Annotated in this window: 14 protein-coding genes; 13 read left to right on the top strand and 1 reads right to left on the bottom strand. The window is 49.9% G+C overall.

Annotated elements, in window-relative coordinates; genetic code table 11:
• The 8 genes from KO473_RS16660 to KO473_RS16625 form a co-directional block, all read left to right on the top strand.
• Nucleotides 1-852: RagB/SusD family nutrient uptake outer membrane protein (locus KO473_RS16660; RefSeq protein ID WP_216035133.1), on the top strand; the 852-nt coding region annotated here is incomplete at its 5' end.
• Nucleotides 853-1,264: 412 nt separating this feature from the next.
• On the top strand, nt 1,265-1,669 hold the full coding sequence (locus tag KO473_RS16655; RefSeq protein ID WP_005805232.1) for a hypothetical protein: 405 nt from the start codon (nt 1,265-1,267) through the stop codon (nt 1,667-1,669).
• Nucleotides 1,666-2,946, top strand: coding sequence for a DUF3440 domain-containing protein (locus KO473_RS16650; RefSeq protein ID WP_005805231.1), 1,281 nt, complete (start codon nt 1,666-1,668; stop codon nt 2,944-2,946). Before KO473_RS16655 ends, KO473_RS16650 begins: the two co-directional genes overlap by 4 nt.
• Nucleotides 2,947-2,951: 5 nt before the next feature.
• A complete protein-coding gene (locus KO473_RS16645) occupies nt 2,952-3,473 on the top strand; it encodes a ParB/RepB/Spo0J family partition protein (protein WP_005798034.1) in 522 nt (173 codons plus the stop codon).
• Nucleotides 3,474-3,579: 106 nt separating this feature from the next.
• Nucleotides 3,580-3,912, top strand: a complete 333-nt coding sequence (locus tag KO473_RS23515) for a hypothetical protein (protein WP_005805229.1) — start codon at nt 3,580-3,582, stop codon at nt 3,910-3,912.
• Between the two features lie 97 nt (nt 3,913-4,009).
• The gene (locus KO473_RS16635; RefSeq protein ID WP_005823204.1) at nt 4,010-6,346 is read left to right on the top strand and encodes a TonB-dependent receptor; all 2,337 of its coding nucleotides are present in this window, start codon (nt 4,010-4,012) and stop codon (nt 6,344-6,346) included.
• 41 nt (nt 6,347-6,387) lie between these two features.
• Nucleotides 6,388-7,404, top strand: coding sequence for a hypothetical protein (locus tag KO473_RS16630; protein ID WP_005805225.1), 1,017 nt, complete (start codon nt 6,388-6,390; stop codon nt 7,402-7,404).
• A gap of 373 nt (nt 7,405-7,777) precedes the next feature.
• Complete coding sequence (locus KO473_RS16625) at nt 7,778-8,992, top strand: site-specific integrase (RefSeq protein WP_005805223.1); 1,215 nt, start codon at nt 7,778-7,780, stop codon at nt 8,990-8,992.
• Nucleotides 8,993-9,570: 578 nt separating this feature from the next.
• On the opposite strand, the gene KO473_RS16620 is transcribed toward KO473_RS16625, so the two are convergent.
• Nucleotides 9,571-10,416 (bottom strand): AraC family transcriptional regulator, encoded by an 846-nt coding sequence (locus KO473_RS16620; RefSeq protein WP_005823200.1) that lies wholly within the window; start codon nt 10,414-10,416, stop codon nt 9,571-9,573.
• 507 nt (nt 10,417-10,923) lie between these two features.
• Here KO473_RS16620 and KO473_RS16615 point away from each other — a divergent pair.
• The 5 genes from KO473_RS16615 to KO473_RS16595 all read left to right on the top strand — a co-directional run bounded on the left by KO473_RS16615 (nt 10,924) and on the right by KO473_RS16595 (nt 17,088).
• Nucleotides 10,924-11,520, top strand: a complete 597-nt coding sequence (locus KO473_RS16615; RefSeq protein ID WP_008760201.1) for a DUF3575 domain-containing protein — start codon at nt 10,924-10,926, stop codon at nt 11,518-11,520.
• Between the two features lie 55 nt (nt 11,521-11,575).
• Nucleotides 11,576-13,078, top strand: coding sequence for a hypothetical protein (locus KO473_RS16610; protein WP_122130383.1), 1,503 nt, complete (start codon nt 11,576-11,578; stop codon nt 13,076-13,078).
• A gap of 55 nt (nt 13,079-13,133) precedes the next feature.
• Nucleotides 13,134-14,567: a hypothetical protein gene (locus KO473_RS16605; RefSeq protein ID WP_005823191.1), complete on the top strand. Its 1,434-nt coding sequence runs from the start codon at nt 13,134-13,136 to the stop codon at nt 14,565-14,567.
• A 194-nt stretch (nt 14,568-14,761) separates the two neighbouring features.
• Entirely contained in the window at nt 14,762-15,676 is a 915-nt protein-coding gene (locus KO473_RS16600; RefSeq protein WP_005823188.1) for a FimB/Mfa2 family fimbrial subunit, read from the top strand.
• The gene (locus KO473_RS16595; protein WP_005823186.1) at nt 15,676-17,088 is read left to right on the top strand and encodes a DUF5042 domain-containing protein; all 1,413 of its coding nucleotides are present in this window, start codon (nt 15,676-15,678) and stop codon (nt 17,086-17,088) included. The genes KO473_RS16600 and KO473_RS16595 overlap by 1 nt, the downstream gene beginning before the upstream one ends.
• The last annotated feature ends 10 nt before the right edge of the window (nt 17,089-17,098 follow it).

The following is a 17,098-nucleotide window of genomic DNA, read 5'->3' as shown; positions in this document are numbered from 1 at the left end:
AACAGAGGTGAATACGAGTATAAGCTCGATAAGGATTACAAAGATGTGTATGCTATGAGCAATAACTATAATAATGAGACGGTGCTCGGCATAAACTATTCACCGTTCGTGGATTGGGCACAGGATTCGGAGCTTACTTCATGTAACCAGTTTGAATCGCTGGGCGGCTGGGGAGACGCCTGGGGTGAAATTCGTTTCTGGAAGGAGTTTCCTGACGGTCCGAGAAAAGATGCGACTTATGATCCCAAGATTCGTCTGAAAGACGGAACGTTGGTTGACTGGTGGGAGTTGAAGGAGGACGGTACCCCTGTCGTTCCGGAACATCACCCCATGTTCAGTATATTCTCCGTCAACTGGGATCCTGCGTCAAAAGTGAATACCAGTGCCCCGTATGATTATACAAAACCGGCCAGTCAGAACATGTGTAATGACCATCGGCATAGAATCATTCGTTATTCGGAGGTTTTGTTGTGGTATGCGGAAGCCAAGGCCAGGACGGGGCAGACGGACGAGTTGGCATTCAAGTGTCTGAATGATGTCCGCGAGCGTGCCGGACTGGAACCGCTCACCGGACTTTCTGCAGATGACCTTGCCGAAGCGGCTTATAAGGAGCATGGTTGGGAGGTGGCAGGCTACTGGGTGGCCCTTGTCACACGCCGTGCGGACCAGTTCCGTATGAACAGACTGAAAGACACCTTTAAGGAAAGAGCGGAGAACACGGCTGTTGAAGTCGCCGACGGGATCCTGGTAAAGGAGTCTGTAGAATATACGAACAGGACATGGAGTGACAATCTGATGTATCTTCCATATCCTGATATGGATTCCCAGAAAAACCCGAATCTGGTAAAGTGATTTTTTATTTTAAGCCAGAGGGCACCCGCCAATCACCAGTTGATTGGCGGGTAGCTCCTCTGATTTTCAATGTATAATTTTTTAATATCATGTACTAAATTTTGAATTGTTTTTTCCGTGTTCTCTGCTCCTGCCTTTCCGGTCATATGTTTTCGGAAAGAAGGGTATGTGATCTGCACGTGACTTTTGAGCTGATAGGGGAATGGGGTGTGGAGATCGTTCCCGTGGCATTATTGTTCATTTTGATGTTTTTCTCCCTTTTGGAAACTCAGGAGGTATCATTCCCGTCCCCATTGATATCCATGTTTGCGGATAGTCATTTGTAACGTGCTTGCGGCATGATAATGTCGGAAATCATGGACAAACGCATAATAGGTACACATTCGATTTTTAGTAATAACGGATTGGAATCATGAACATTCTGAAGTTACAAGGATTGGACGGTCGGCTTTTTGACCTTGTCGCCCCTTTGGTAATGAACCCGGCCGTATTGCGGCAAAATAATAATTATCCTTTCAAAACGACGCGTAACCATGTCTGGTACATTGCCATGGATGAGCAAAGGGTGTTGGGATTCATGCCCGTGAAAATGACCTTGACAAACAATTGCATAGATAACTACTATATTAGCGGGGATAACTCCTCTGTAATAGAGATGTTATTGGACCGTATTATCCATGATTTTTCTTCTGATGGTTCCCTTGTGGCCGTTGTACACGAACGCCACGTGGAAGACTTTTCAATGAAGAATTTTATCCCCTGTGTCGAGTGGAAGAAGTATGTCAAGATGCGTTATCATGAAGGAGGTGGGGCATGATGCGCCGGATGGATGTCCACGAGGCCGCCAACCGGAGATTGAAGATCATCTTTGACTATTTTGATTACGTGTATGTCTCTTTTTCCGGTGGCAAGGATAGCGGCATCCTTCTCCATTTGTGCATGGATTATATCCGCATGCATGCTCCCGGTAGAAAACTGGGTGTGTTCCACATGGATTACGAGGTGCAGTACCGCCAGAGCACGGAGTACGTGGAAAGGATGTTTTCCAACAACCGGGATATCCTTGAAGTGTTCCACTGTTGTGTCCCCTTCAAGGTACCCACATGTACTTCCATGTACCAGCAGTACTGGCGTCCCTGGCAAGAGGGGTACCAGAATATCTGGGTTCGCCAGATGCCGGGCACCGCTCTTAGCGTGAAAGATTTTGATTTCTGGAACGACAGCCTGTGGGATTACGACTTCCAGTCTCTTTTCCCTTCCTGGATACGTCGTAAGAAGGGATGCAAGCGTGTTTGCTGCCTCGTGGGGATCCGCACGCAGGAGAGCTTCAACCGGTGGCGGGCGATTCATTCCGACAAGAATTACCGTAAGCTGGCCAACTACAAGTGGACTCACCGTGTAGGATATTATACTTATAACGCCTACCCGATATACGACTGGAAGACAACGGACGTGTGGACGGGGTATGCCCGGTATGGTTGGGATTATAACCGTTTGTATGACTTGTATTACCAGGCCGGGATTCCCTTGTCCCGCCAGAGGGTGGCCAGCCCGTTTATCTCACAGGCCGTTTCGACCCTGCATCTTTATAAAGTTATTGATCCGGATACCTGGGGACGCATGGTCAGCCGGGTCAACGGCGTCAGTTTCGCCGGAATGTACGGGAACACGGTTGCGATGGGCTGGCGCTCCATCAGTTGTCCGGACGGGTTCACGTGGAAAGAGTACATGTACTTCCTCCTTGACACGCTTCCCCGGGCGACAAGGGAGAACTACCTGGAGAAACTGAGGGTGAGCCAGAAATTCTGGAGGGAAAAAGGAGGCTGCCTGGGAGAGGAAACGATCGGGAAGCTGCGTGCGGCCGGTGTACCGTTCACGGTGGAAGAATGCACGGCATACCGGACTGACAAGAGGCCCGTCCGCATGGAGTATATAGATGAGATAGATATCCCTGAATTTCGTGAAATACCCACTTACAAACGAATGTGCGTCTGCATCCTGAAAAACGATCATACCTGCAAGTATATGGGTTTCACGCAGACCAAGCGGGAGAGGGAGATGAAAGAGAGAGTTTTGAAAAGATATAAATTGTGATTGTCATGTCAAGTTTTAAAAGTCCGGCGTATAACGTCAAGGCCGTGCCGGTCGAGAAAATCGTGGCCAACAGCTATAACCCGAATGTCGTTGCTCCCCCGGAGATGAAACTGTTGGAACTGTCCATCTGGGAAGACGGTTACACGATGCCCCTCGTGTGTTATTACCGGGAAGAAGAGGATATCTACGAGCTGGTTGACGGTTACCACCGCTATCTGGTTATGAAAACATCCGTCAGGATTTACAAGCGCGAGAACGGATTGCTGCCTGTAACGGTCATAAACAAAGACATCTCGAACAGGATGGCCTCGACTATCCGTCATAACAGGGCCAGGGGAATGCACTCGCTGGAACTTATGACAGGTATTGTGGCGGAACTGTCAAAATCGGGTATGTCCGACAGTTGGATCATGCGCAACATAGGCATGGACAAGAACGAGTTACTCCGTTTCAAACAAATCTCAGGTCTGGCTGAATTGTTTCGTGACAGGAGTTTCGGGCTCTCAGACGACTGGTTGGAGGAATAAAACGGTCTGTCTGGTATCCGTAACAAATATACATGGTGTTTATGCTTGCAAATCATTATTTGTAGGTATTGCGAGTGATGATTAAAACAGTTAATTTTGCAAACTAATGGATCGTACGAAAAAAAGACAGAGACAGCGGGCTGTCATAGCATGTATGTTGTTGCTGACATTGATGCCCTTTTTCCTCGTGAAAGCTTTTCATGTTCACGGGGAACATTCGTGCGTATCCCATAACGAACAGGGGCACTCCCGTCACGATTCTCCTGAAAATTGTACCATCTGTCTCTTTACGCTCTCCCCGTTTGTCGAGGCAGGGATTTTTATATACGATTATATTCCGACTGGCAGGCCTGTAAGGTATCTTATCTCCGAGGAAACAGATGTCATCGTCATTCTTTTCCCGCATTTCCTCCGTGCACCCCCTGTGTGTTTGTCATAACTCCCTTGAGGGATTCGCATGCCATCACTGTGATTGCGTGCAGGGGCTTTTCATGTCCCGTCTTAACAGATTATAACCCGTTTATATTTTTTCAAGTATGACATTTCATGCATATCTCCAGTATGTGTGCCTGCTTCTTGTCTGCCTATGTACCCTCCCTTCTCCCATGGAAGCACGGGTACAGGCTGACCGGCAATCGACGGGTACACGCGATACTCTGCTGGTCATTGACCGGGAAAACGGGCTTCCCATTGAAGGGGCCTATATCCTGACCGGGGAACGGTTACTTGTCAGCTCCCCCCGTGGAATGATTGTTTTCGGTCATGGAACGTGTTTCATGGATACGGTCCTCGTGCAGTGCCTGGGTTACGGTTCCCGGCGTGTGCCTTTGAACGAGGTATTCAAAGAAAGCAGCATACATACCGTATGTCTCTCCCCGGACATACAAAAACTCGGGGAAGTGGTCGTGACCGGTGAACGTGCCGGGGCGTCACCCAACGTGGTGAGCCGGCGCCTTTCATCTCCCGAGATCAGGAACGCGCTGGGAACCTCGCTTGCCACCCTGCTCGAACGTGTCAGCGGGGTAAGTTCCATCAGCACGGGAACCACTGTATCCAAACCCGTTATCCAAGGAATGTACGGGAACCGGATACTGATCATCCATAACGGTGCCCGCCAGACCGGGCAGCAATGGGGGGCCGACCACGCTCCCGAAGTGGACATGAACGGCAGCTCCTCCGTTTCGGTAATCAAGGGCTCCGATGCGGTAAGATACGGTTCGGATGCCCTTGGAGGGATTATCGTCATGGAGCAGTCTCCGCTTCCTTTCAGAAAACGCTCCCTTCAAGGGGGAATCTCCGTACTTTACGGAAGTAATGGGCGTCGCTACGTGGCTACCGGACAGCTCGAAGGTGCTTTTCCCGGTGATTTCGCTTGGCGTCTGCAGGGAACCTGGTCAAATTCTGGGGACCGTTCCACTGCGCACTATCTTCTGAACAACACGGGAACCAGAGAATATCACGCTTCCGCCTCTCTGGGCTATGACCGCGGACGTCTGAGAGTGGAAGGTTTCTACAGCCGCTTCTACAGCCGGACAGGGGTGATGCTCAGCGCCCAGATGGGTAGCGAGGACCTGCTGGCGGAACGTATCCGGCTTGGTCGCCCCCTGCACACGGATCCCTTCTCCCGTGGTATCAGGGCTCCCTGCCAGGAGGTCACCCATCAGATCGCATTCGGCAGGATGCGGCTCGGCATGAAGAAGGGGGGAAGTATTCACTGGCAGAGTACCTGGCAGAAGGACGATAGGCAGGAAAACCGTGTCCGGCGGCTGGATTCTAACATTCCGGCGGTTTCACTGCACCTGAATTCATTCCAGCATCTTCTGCGCTGGAAGCGGGATTACCGATCCTGGCAGGTCGAGGCGGGAGGTCAGGTCATGTTCATCGAGAACCATAGCCGCGCGGGTACCGGATTCGTGCCCGTTATCCCGAACTACACGGAGACACAGGCAGGGATATACGGAATCGGGAAATATCACCTGGCCAGGGGAGGCGTTGAAGCAGGCCTCCGCCTGGATATGCAGGAAACCCGTGCCAGTGGTTATGACTGGACGGGAAGCCCCTATGGCGGGACAAGAAAGTTTAACAACGTGTCCTACAGCCTGGGAGGCCACTATCAACTTTCCAGACGCTGGAGGCTCACCTCCAACTTCGGTCTGGCTTGGCGTGCCCCTCACGTGTATGAACTGTACAGCAACGGGAACGAGCTCGGGTCTGGGATGTTTGTCAGGGGAGACTCTGCGATGCACTCGGAAAGAAGCTACAAATGGATATCTTCCCTCCGTTACGGCGACGGGATGTTCAGCGTCTGTCTGGACGGTTACCTGCAATGGGTGGACGGCTATATCTATGATGGGCCGGAGAAAGAGACAGTCACCGTGATTTCGGGAGCATACCCGGTCTTCCAGTACAGGCAGACCCCGGCTTTCTTCCGCGGTATGGACTTTGACCTGCGTTTCACTCCGGGCGGTTCATGGGACTACCATGCCGTCGTCTCCTTTATACGGGCAAACGAACGGACAAAGGGTAATTATCTTCCTTATATTCCCTCCTTCCGTTTCAGCCATGAACTTGCGTGGATCCACGAGACGAAATCGCATCTCAGGCTGCGTCTGAACATCAGGCACCGTTTCACCGCAAAACAGAGGCGGTTTGATCCGGACACGGATCTTATCCCGTATACTCCCCCGGCGTACCATCTCCTCGGGTTCGACGCTGGTCTTGAACTTCCCGTGAAACGGGGACACCAGGTCCGGTTCATGCTGTCGGCAGACAACCTCCTGAACCGTGAGTACAAGGAATACACCAACCGCTCGCGTTACTATGCGCATGATATGGGACGTGATGTGCGTTGCGGTGTAAACTGGATTTTTTAATTTATAAGAACTATAATCAACACTAATAAATAAAAAGAAAAATGAGAACAATTGCATGTAAAACCGTGTGGGCACTTCTGGTAGGAGTGTCCCTTGTCCTGTCGCTGAACTCTTGCAGCAAGGATCCTGTAATACCAGAAGACGAGACGAAGAACAAGCTGCATGAGGACCCGGCAAAAATGACCGTCCGCCTCGTTGAATGCCACCTGCACGCTGACTGGAACGAGATACAGAAGGCCGGAGGTCCCCACCAAAATCCGGAATCCCCGGCCAGGTATATGAAACGTGTCCAGGAGATCACTTATGAACTGAAGGCCGGCAGTGGATGGACCCTTGCTGAAGGAAGCCAGGGCAAGTTTTACGTTCAGAAAAACGGCGAATATAAAAATGGAAACAACTTTACCCCGGCCCCGGTTTACCTGATGTTTATCTATTACTACAATTCCAAAGGAGAGTTGATGAACGGCCAGTTCGTGGAGAACGGGCAGGAGAATATCCACCAGCATTTCTTCACCCCGGAGAACGTGAGACCTACCTTTGACGGGAAACCGGAAGCTGACGACAATGATCCGGAGGCACTGGTGGATTATCTCTATGTGGATACCACGCCCTGGGACAAGACCAAACATGACAACGAGGCGGAAATTACGGGAGGCACTAACCCGGTAGGATTAAAAGGAGTTATCCGGTTCCTGAAGGACCGCAAGGAGTTTGACCTGAAACTCCGCCTGTATCACGGCTACAATTCTAAAAAGAACCCGCAGACAAACGGCTTTGACCCGTTCTACAAGCCCTCCGGGGTATTGATCCAGCGTGGAACATGGGATATTAACCTGAGCATCCCGGTAGTGGTGTTTTGGAGCCGCGAGGAGTTTGTTGATGTGGACCCGGAGGCAGATGTGAACCTGATCGGGGAGGATAGCCTGGATGAAGACAACAACCGCACGCTACACTCCATCATGAAAACCTTCAATCTTACATGGAAGGAGGCGCTTGAGGAGTTCATCTCCTATACCTACCAGGCGGGGGATGTGGAAGCTGGATCCATATGGCTTTGATCATCTCGCGTAGGATGGAATTCTCTCTTTATCAATCTACAGGCGGCAGGTGGGGCCGCCTTTTTTCTCTTGTGCAGCGAAAAAATCCCATCTGCCATGCTTAATCCCCGTGGTTTACTTGGGGATGTATTGGAACATGCTTTACCATCTCACCCTGTTCCATTTTTCATGTTTGGCAAGTTGAAAAAAATCCTATACATACAAGATGTACCGTTCCCTTACCGACGGGTCTGGAACCGACTTCCCGTCTTTCGTGCAATTTTCCCGCTTGGTTACTGAACTTTTTTGGTCTTTTTCCGATTTGATGCATATAAGTTTATGCTTCCTTTCCAGGAAACAAGGAAGCGTCAAATGTCTAACTAATAAAAAACTTATGGCAACAGTTAAAACAGTATTGGTAAAAGGAAGGAGCAACCGGTCCGGCAAATTCCCGTTAGTCGTGCAGGTTCTTCACAAGCGAAGGAAAAAGGTTGTTTATACAGGATTCAGTATCCCGGATACCCTGTTTGATCCCGTAAAAGGGAGGGTTATCGACGGCGGGGAAAACACCCCGGAGTCGATTCGGAGGATTAACCACAGGTGCGAAAGTATCTCAAGGGTACTGTTAAAGTGTATTTCAATGATAGAGAAGAAATCCCGGGAATACGAAATAGAGGACGTGTTCAGGACTTACGGCGTGTTAACCCGCGAAGCCGGTTTTTATTTCTATTTTTCACGGAAAATCCGGGAACTTCGTGAAAGCGGTCATGAGGGAACAGCCCGGGCATACGCCTCCAGCCTGCGTTCCATGCAGAGGTACCTGGGAAAAAAGGATTTTCCTTTCATAAAACTCTCTTCCCGGATCATTTCCGACTACCAGGGGAAACTGCTCGCTTCGGGTATATGCGATAACACCATTGGTTTTTATCTGCATAATATCAAGGCTCTTTTCAGGAAGGGATGTCGGGAGATGGGTCTGGAACTGCCTTGCCCATTTCGCGATATAAGCATTAAAACGAAAAAAACTCTCAAACGCTCCCTTGATCCGGTTGTGATTAAAACACTATCCGCAATTGAACTGGAAAAGGACAGCCCGTTATCTCTTGCCCGGGACATTTTCATGTTCAGCTTTTACACGCGTGGAATGTCATTCGTCGATATTGCATTGCTAAAAAAGAGGCATGTTTTCCCGGGTGAAATCTGTTACAGGCGTCACAAGACCGATCAATTGATGCGGGTAGGTATAAACAAGGAGATCAGTCGTATCCTGGAAAGATACAAGAATGTACCGGGAGAATACATCTTCCCGTTGTTTCCGGCAGAACGGGATCCGTACGCTGGTTATAGAAACGCCTACCATAGGATTCGTTACTCTCTGGGAAAGATTTCCCGGGTCATTGGTTTGGAATTCCCGCTGAGACTTCACGCGGCCCGTCATTCATGGGCCACGATAGCCAAGGTGAACGGTGCCTCGGTTCATGTTATTGGTGAGTGTCTGGGGCATACGTCAGAAAAAACGACCCGAATCTATCTGAAAGAACTGGATCATTCCGCACTGGATGCGGTTAATAATCAAGTGGCTGACTTCATTTTAGCGGTGGATGATTGACCGGGCCCGACCGCGAAAGATATCAGCTCAAATTCTTCAGTTCCCGTCTGGACGATGGACGGCGGTTAACCACTCCCAAAGAGGCTTTTACCACCGATAATTTAACCATTCCCGGATGTTTCTGTAAATCCCGCCTTGGTGCACGTGGCGGGATTATACAGGAAAAAAGGAACACCTTTATTTAGCTAATTTATCTTATACCGTCTTCAATTGAAAGATGGCTACGAGAGGGATTTACATGTTATGGTATCTACGTTTTGGACCGGCATCTGTTGGGTAAACAGATGATTTAATGGAATAATAATATTTTTCTACATTAGTTAAATTCTATTATCTAAGATATTTTTTTCACTTTAATTATAGTATATTATCACAATATACGTATATTTGTTCCTGTTTCTTCACTCTCTCCCGTAGAGAGTGGAAAATAAGAAAAAACTTACAGCATGTGTTAAAAAAATAGCGTAATCCTTTTTTATTTGGATTACGCTGCAAATTTAAAGACAATAATTTTGTTGGCTGTTTCCGTTTTGGCTCTATTATTTATCAATTTCTTATCTCCCCCATTCAGAGATTGTTTAACCGCCTTTTATCTGCTGTCTTAACTCTCTGGGAGAACATCCCAGACATCTTTTGCAAAATCTGGAGAAGTGTGCAAGAGAGGAAAACTCCAGTTCATTGGCAATGGTTCCCAACGGCAGGTCTGTAACTGAAAGTTTGTATTTGATTTCTCCCAACAACTGTTTCTGAATCCATTCGGCTGGAGCCTCTCCAAACTCCGCGGAAAACTGTCTTTTGAAGGCGGAAAGGGAGATATCACAGGCCGATGCGAGTTCTTTTACGGTCCTGCAACTTTTGTAATTGTTCAAGACCTTATTTTTGAAGTCTTGCGAACGGCCTATAATCATATAGAAAAAATTCGCAAGTTCCTGTCTGGAATAGTAAAAGCGAATGTTCCAGAAAAGTTCCTTGAGTTTTATTTCGTGAAAATGGATACAGTTCGCTCCATCTTCCAGATAACACACCAGTAGTTCAAGAAATTTGCATAACCGATCCCTGATTTCAAGAGGTTCCATACGATATTCGACAATTTCCCTCAGGTGGTATAACTCTGAAAAGGAGGCCCTTTGACAGGGCCATACTCCCCCCTCGAACAGGGCAGCCACGACTTCACATTTTTCCAGTGATTGGGTGTTAAACAGGCTGTCACGGCAAAAAAAGACCATCTCTCCTGATGAAACAGTGAACTGAAAACCGTTGCAGGAGAATTGCAGACTTCCCTTGAGTACGAACAGGATACAATCTTTTACCAATTCCTCCTCGTGGTTCAATCCTTCGTCAAATTTATAATACCGGAATCCCTCCTGCATAGATTTTGAGTAATTATAACAAGACGTGTGCTCGTTCAAATAAAAAAGTTCCATTGTTTCTGTTTTTTTTGTCTAATGAAAATATTAGTAATCTTATTTTCAGTTAGTTATATGATAGAATCTGTCCATGTTTCATCTTTTATTTCTTTTTGGCATCTATAACCGCTTTCCAGAGCGGATTTTGAAAAATTTTCCACTCTCTACGGGAGAGAGTGGAAAATAAGAAAGTCATCGAATAAAGGTTTACATTATGCGAATGAGTCATGAGATATTCAACATGGAATGGTCCAACAGGGATTCGATTTACCTGCATACTCGGGACGGTGTCCTCTATTCGGCTTTCGCCGGATCGGCTGAAAGACTTTTAAGTCTCGTGGGCGGGTTGCGTCCCTGCAGGTCCTTCTGGTGGGGCAGGAGTTTCCGGCCGTCCACTCTATACGTGCAAGAAAGATTCTGGAGTTTTTTCCGGGAAGTTGCATTTTTATTAATGATTATTACATAAGGATAACTTTGGCTTGTCCTCTTATAAAATAAAGTAACGAAACAATGAATAACAGTATGATGAAACCGTTTTTTCTTCTGGTGTTTTTGCTTTGTTCGGCTGGTGCCTTCTCTCAAAAGGTTGCCTTGAAGAACAATCTGGCCTACGATGCCTTGAAAACTCCCAACCTCTCCTTGGAGTTCTCCATGGGGCGTAAATGGACCCTTGACACACAGGTGGGTATGAATTTCTTTTTCTACACGCGGGACGCCACGTCTTCCCGGTACAAGGCAAAGAAGTTCAGTCACTGGCTTGTCCAGCCGGAGCTCCGTTATTGGACCTGTGACGTTTTCAACGGCTGGTTCTTCGGGTTGCATGCCCATGGCGGCCAGATGAATATCGGAGGTGTCGATGTCCCCTTCGTGCTTCAGAAAGGGGACGGAAACATGAAGGACCACCGTTACGAGGGTTATTTCTGGGGAGGCGGGTTGAGCGCCGGTTACCAGTGGGTGCTTTCCAACCGTTTCAATATCGAGGCCTCCTTGGGTATCGGTTACGTGCACGCCCGTTATGACAAGTACAAGTGTACCACCTGCGGGCAGAAGCTGGGCAAGGGGGATGCGGACTACATAGGTCCCACCAGGGCCGCCATTTCAATTATTTACATGTTGAAATAACTCCCTGAATCCGGGGACACAATTTTTTATTCTATCATGCTAAAAATGTATATCAATGAAACCTTACCATATTAACAAGAAGCAAATCCTTATCATGGGCTGCCTGGGAATGTTTCCCTTGTTTTCTTCCGCCCAGGACATTTTATCAACGTCAGGTACCTCGCGTTGGGATTATTCAAACAGCCGTGTGGAGCGTGAACCGGGTAGAGACGCGTTGGATATTACTTTCAGTGTCTTCCCTCTGGCAGGGCTTGGAAGCCAGGAAGTCGCTTACCTGTTCCCCGTCTATGTCTCGGCTGACGGGCGTGACAGCGTCCGCCTCGAACCGGTCTGCGTGGCCGGCAAGAGAAGATATAAGGTGATCAAGCGTCGAAAGGCGTTGGGCAACCTGAAACCCGGTAACCCCGGATCCGGCGAGGTCCGTTCCGCCAAGGTGCTGGAAAGTTCGGGCCTGACTGTGAAAAGGAGCGTCCCTTTTGAACGGTGGATGGCTGACGGGCGTCTCGTTGTCAGGGAGGTGTCGTACGGCTGTGCCGAGTGCGGCACGAACGAGAGCGAGGATATTGCCTTTCAGGCCGGTATCCCCCTCTTCGGGGAAAAGGATTATGCTTACAGTTTCATCGAACCGGAAAAGGTCATGATCAAATGCTACAAGGATTCCTTCGACTGTAAGGTGGTCTTTCCTGTTGCACGCCACGACCTGCAGGAAGATTTTGCAGGCAATGCTCAGGAGCTTGACAGGCTGAAGAAGTTTCTCTCGGAGAACCTGAATATTCAAGGAACGTCACTCAAGGAGGTACATATAAAAGGCTATGCCTCTCCCGAGGGGAGCTTCGATTACAACAGGTCCCTCGCGCAACGACGCACCCAAACCCTTTCAGATTATATTTCGCGTCAATACCCCGCCTTGAAAAATGCACCGGTTTATCGTACCGAGGGTATCGGGGAGGACTGGGAGGGTCTTAAATCGATGGTCAGCGGCTCCACCCTCGTCAACAGGGACGAAATTCTTTTTATCATCGGACATAACGAGCGTGACACGGAACGCGAGGAGGCCATCCGTGCCTTGGATGACGGCAGGAGCTATCGCCTCCTCCTCGAAGAGTTCTACCCGGGACTGCGGCGCACGACTTTCAGTCTCAGTTTTGACGTGAGGCCTTACACGGTGGAGGAACTTCCCGAAATTTTTGAAACGAAACCCGAGTGTCTCAGTCAGCACGAGATGTACCAGCTGGCCGGACTGTACGCTTCCCGGGGGATGTCTCCCCTTCCGGTGTACGAGAGGGCCTACGGGCAGTTCCCGGATGACACCGTGGCAATCCTGAATTACGCCAACGCCCTGTTGAAATACGGGCAGAATGCGGACGGCGCGTTGCGGGTGTTGGAACCGGTAACGAATGACAGCCGTGCTTTCTTTCCCATGGCCGTTGCCTATAACATGAAAGGTGACTGGAGGAAGGCGGAAGAATTAATCAAGAAAGCCGCTATGGCCCAGGGCAAACAAAAACTCTCAGGGGAGCCCGGGGACGGTGGAAACAATCAGCAGATAGAGATGTAACTCAGACATAGTTATATATAGTATTAGTAATCTTAATTTAAAAACAATTCGAATTATGAAAGTAATGAAGTATTTTGCAGTGGCCTCGTTGGCGTTGTTCGCTGCATGTAACAACGAAGAGAATCCGGTAGCGCCGGAGAGTGGCAACCAACCGGTTGATGTGGTGATGTCAGTGGCATTACCCGGTCCGGGCACACGTGCCGCCATGGGCGAATTGCAGAACACCGCCAACAACGGTGATGCGGCATCGGTTGAAAAACTGCATGTGTACTTGGTGGCTGGAGAAGACATTGTCCTGTCGAAGGAATTTACAAAAGATACTGATGATTTTACCAAGCTGACTTCGGCTACTGCCGTGGGTGCAGAGGCAACGACGGGAGGTTATAAATTCCTTGACGTGGACAATGACGTGACAAAGGCACTTGTTATCGCTAACCCTCAGGGAGCGTTGGTTGACGGTGAGGGAAAGACTGTTGCTGAAATCAGCAAACAACAGCTGAAAGCCCAAATTAATGAAGTGATTTATGCCGGTTCTGAAACACTTACCACTGTTGGTGCCGAGCCTTATGGCGTCAATCCTCAGGAAGACAAACGTACCGTGAAGAAGGCCGAGCTCACCTTGACCGCCAGCATGAACCGCTTCCAAGTGACCGGTACCAAGTTTGTCAAGGTTATCTGGAAAGACGGGAAAAAGACCGAGGCTGAACAATGGTGCACGACTTGGCTGGCCAAGGATGAAAATAAGGGAAAGAGCAGTGCCGAAGCGTGGGCCGCTTTCAAGGCTGATGCCGCAGGCTTCAACGGCCAGACATGGGACGGCAAGTCCGACATTGCCCAACAGGCCAGCCTGAGTCAATGGCTGCAGGTTGTCGAAGTGACCACTGCAAACCAAGGTATCCTGATGAACCGTTTCAGCAGAACGCTCTCTGTTCCTCAACTTACAGTGGAAGAAGAGGCAAACTGGTTCTGGGCCAAGACCTACGCCGGAGACCGCTATAAATTCGAAGACGGCACGTTCAAACCCGACGGTAACACGGACTTGTCGGAAGTGGCCTCCTATTTCAATGCAGCGGGTTTCGATTTCGCACAGGGGGCAAAGGCCGCAGCGTTTAACTTCTTCGTGAACGGCATTACGGGTTACGGTAAGGAAAACAACGCTCCAAAACTTGCTTTCGTTTTCAAGACAGGTGACGACGGCGTATCCGCCGACAGACGTTTTGTCGTTATATCCGGTTACGCGAAGGCAGAAGGTGAAACTGCAGGCACGACGGATCTGGAAGCCGGCAAGGGCGGTTACCTGATCAATCTGGATCTCGCTGCGCTGAACGGGGGCCAGGGTATCCTCGTGGATGTTGACCCGAGCATTCCTGAAGGTGTGACTCCCGAACCGGGCGGACAGGGGGATTTGGAGGACGAGAACGTGAACGTCATCGTCCGTGTCGAGGTGCAGCCTTGGACCGCTGTGAACGTATTCCCCATCCTTGACTGATACAGATAGAGAGTAATAGCCACTTGCCGGAGCGCTTTTCCCGTATCGGCCCTGACAGGCCGGTACCGGAATCCGCCCCGCACTCTCGGGGAGGGGAAAGTTTGTCCCCTCCCTTTTTTATTACCCGCGGGAGGGAAACGTGTCCTCTCTTTCGGGAAAATTACAGTATTGATTTATAATAATTAGTGTAAAGTATGAACATAAGAAACATACCGACCTGGCTGGGCCTGTTGGCCGCTTTATACCTCGTGACCGCATGTGACCGGGTGTATGACGACCTGAGCGGCTGCCTTGGCAACACGATCGTCTTCTCCTACCTGGCCGATGACAACCGGGAACATCTGCAGGAATACGTGGATGACATTGACGTCTTCATCTTTGACGTCGGGAACGGGGCCTTGGTGGAGAAACACCACCTGGAGGGAGAACAGCTGCTTTCACCGCTGGAGGTCAGGCTCCCGGAAGGTGATTATAAAGTAGTGGCTGTGGGCAACGCGTTGAACGAGACGGTTATCGGGGATGGTGCTTACGGTGAAGCGTCGGTTTCCCGGCCCGAACTGGCGGAAAAGGACGGACCGGCGGCCGGCACGTTTGACAGGCTATACCTTGGGGAAACCACCATCACGTCGAAGGTCATGAACGACTCCCGTGACGTGGTAAGACTTTATTCCCAGCACGTGAAAATCCATGCGGTAGTCCTTCCCGACGACGATGAGAACGCCGGGACCTGGTACGAACAGAACAAGGGGACGGGCTTCCGCCTGACGATGGAAACGCTCTCAGCCCGTTTCTCCTTTTCCGGGCAGCGTTCGGGAGAAACATCCTTCGACCTTCCGTTTTACACGGGAGGAAAAAACGACCGTTTCGTGCTTGATTTCAATACCCTGCGCTTCAAGGACGGGGACCCGCTGACGATCCGTCTTATGCAGGGAGATAAGGTTCTCTGCATGGTAGATGTCGCGGAATATATCGCTCTGTATCCCGACCAGATACGGATAACGGGGCGGCAGGAAGCGGTGCTTCCACTGTTCTTCCGCCAGAATCCCCGTTCTCTGACAGTAAGTGTAAAACCCTGGGAAGCCGTTGACGTGGTTCCCATAACCGATTGATGAATATTATGCTGAAAGATACTAAATATACTCGCACGGTAAGGGCCTTGAGGAACTTTGTGATGACGGTGTTGCCGCTCTTTTTCCTTGCCCTGACAGGATGCCGGAACGAAGAAGATATCCCGGAACGGCTTTCCGGAGAGGATGACGTGACCGTCAGGCTGAACCTGTCAACCCGTGGCGTAACAGCCGGGGGAAGTGAGATGCTGGACCTTTATTCCTCCGATCCGGCCAACTGGTATAAAACCGGCACACTGTTTCCCCAAGCCCCCGCACAGCCCAGAATAGCACTTATGGTTTTCAACAAGGAGCAGAACCGGTATGTGTACAGTCGCCTGCTTCCTTTCAGTTCGGGCAACGCGGAGGGGGAATATCAAACCAAGATACGCATCCCCAAAGGCGAGAGTGAATTCTATGCTTTCTATGCCCCCAACCAGACAGGAAAGGACCTGCCCTATTATACGCCCGGAGGAATCCTGCAGAACGCAGTTCCATGGGACTTCCTCGGGGAAGGCATGGAGGAGGTGGACAGGGAGGATATTGTCGAAGCCGCATTCCCTGCCATCATCAGGGAGCAGGATGACGGCAGTCTCGGCATTCCGGTGGACAACCCGTACGATGGTGTGACTCCTTCCCCGTCGGATGAGAAGATTATAGATTGGACAACAACTTCCAATATCTCTTGGGATGACGCTCCCGGAATATCCAACAGGTTGCATATGGGCATGCTTTCGGGAAAGCTGTCCACGGCCGTCCAGCCCGCTTCCGGGGAGCAGGTGCAGGATATCACAATCCCGCTGTTCCGTGATTTCTCCCGTGTCAGAATATACATCGCAAGCATTGCCCCCTTTGAGCAGATCATTTATAATTATAAAAGGATTGCCTTTTTGAACTTTCCGGTACTGATGTCTCCTTCTTTCAGGGAGAATGACTCGGACGGCGGCCAGCTTGCAGGATCCACCCCGGGAACGGGAAAGAACACGGAGCATACGGGCACGTATTCCTATGGAATAAAAAATGAAGCGCAACTGACCATCTACGAGGCCCCCCTCAATGCCAGCGGAGGGATTGACTATACGGAAATGGACGCCCAAAAATACGAGCAGTTCTTCCTTCCCCAGTACCTGGCCCCGTATATTCCGGAAGCCAATTCCTGGCAGGAAGGACACCCTCACCCGAAGATACAGCTGACAGTGGAGTATTATACAGGAGGAAACATCTCACAGACCAGGACAAGGACCTTTTTGCTTGACATTGGCGAGGAAAGTTCTCCCGGGGTGTATTCCGGCCCCATTTACCCGAACCGGGATTATAAGGTATTCATGGTCTTGCCGGAAGCCGCGGACAGAGAGATTATCTACCGGGTCGAATCCTGGGAGCGGAAGGATGTGGAGTTCCCTCCTTTTCAGTGATGTTCACAAT

This window comes from Bacteroides sp. HF-4919 (assembly GCF_018860125.1).
The sequence above is the reverse complement of the archived record's forward strand: the minus strand, read 5'-3'. Positions and strand labels throughout refer to the sequence as shown.

Bases quoted from the DNA above. Each gene is read 5' to 3' on its own strand.
- KO473_RS16655 (WP_005805232.1), top strand. From the start codon at position 1,265: ATGAACATTCTGAAGTTACAAGGATTGGACGGTCGGCTTTTTGACCTT.
- KO473_RS16650 (WP_005805231.1), top strand. From the start codon at position 1,666: ATGATGCGCCGGATGGATGTCCACGAGGCCGCCAACCGGAGATTGAAG.
- KO473_RS16645 (WP_005798034.1), top strand. From the start codon at position 2,952: ATGTCAAGTTTTAAAAGTCCGGCGTATAACGTCAAGGCCGTGCCGGTC.
- KO473_RS23515 (WP_005805229.1), top strand. From the start codon at position 3,580: ATGGATCGTACGAAAAAAAGACAGAGACAGCGGGCTGTCATAGCATGT.
- KO473_RS16635 (WP_005823204.1), top strand. From the start codon at position 4,010: ATGACATTTCATGCATATCTCCAGTATGTGTGCCTGCTTCTTGTCTGC.
- KO473_RS16630 (WP_005805225.1), top strand. From the start codon at position 6,388: ATGAGAACAATTGCATGTAAAACCGTGTGGGCACTTCTGGTAGGAGTG.
- KO473_RS16625 (WP_005805223.1), top strand. From the start codon at position 7,778: ATGGCAACAGTTAAAACAGTATTGGTAAAAGGAAGGAGCAACCGGTCC.
- KO473_RS16620 (WP_005823200.1), bottom strand. From the start codon at position 10,416: ATGGAACTTTTTTATTTGAACGAGCACACGTCTTGTTATAATTACTCA.
- KO473_RS16615 (WP_008760201.1), top strand. From the start codon at position 10,924: ATGAAACCGTTTTTTCTTCTGGTGTTTTTGCTTTGTTCGGCTGGTGCC.
- KO473_RS16610 (WP_122130383.1), top strand. From the start codon at position 11,576: ATGAAACCTTACCATATTAACAAGAAGCAAATCCTTATCATGGGCTGC.
- KO473_RS16605 (WP_005823191.1), top strand. From the start codon at position 13,134: ATGAAAGTAATGAAGTATTTTGCAGTGGCCTCGTTGGCGTTGTTCGCT.
- KO473_RS16600 (WP_005823188.1), top strand. From the start codon at position 14,762: ATGAACATAAGAAACATACCGACCTGGCTGGGCCTGTTGGCCGCTTTA.
- KO473_RS16595 (WP_005823186.1), top strand. From the start codon at position 15,676: ATGAATATTATGCTGAAAGATACTAAATATACTCGCACGGTAAGGGCC.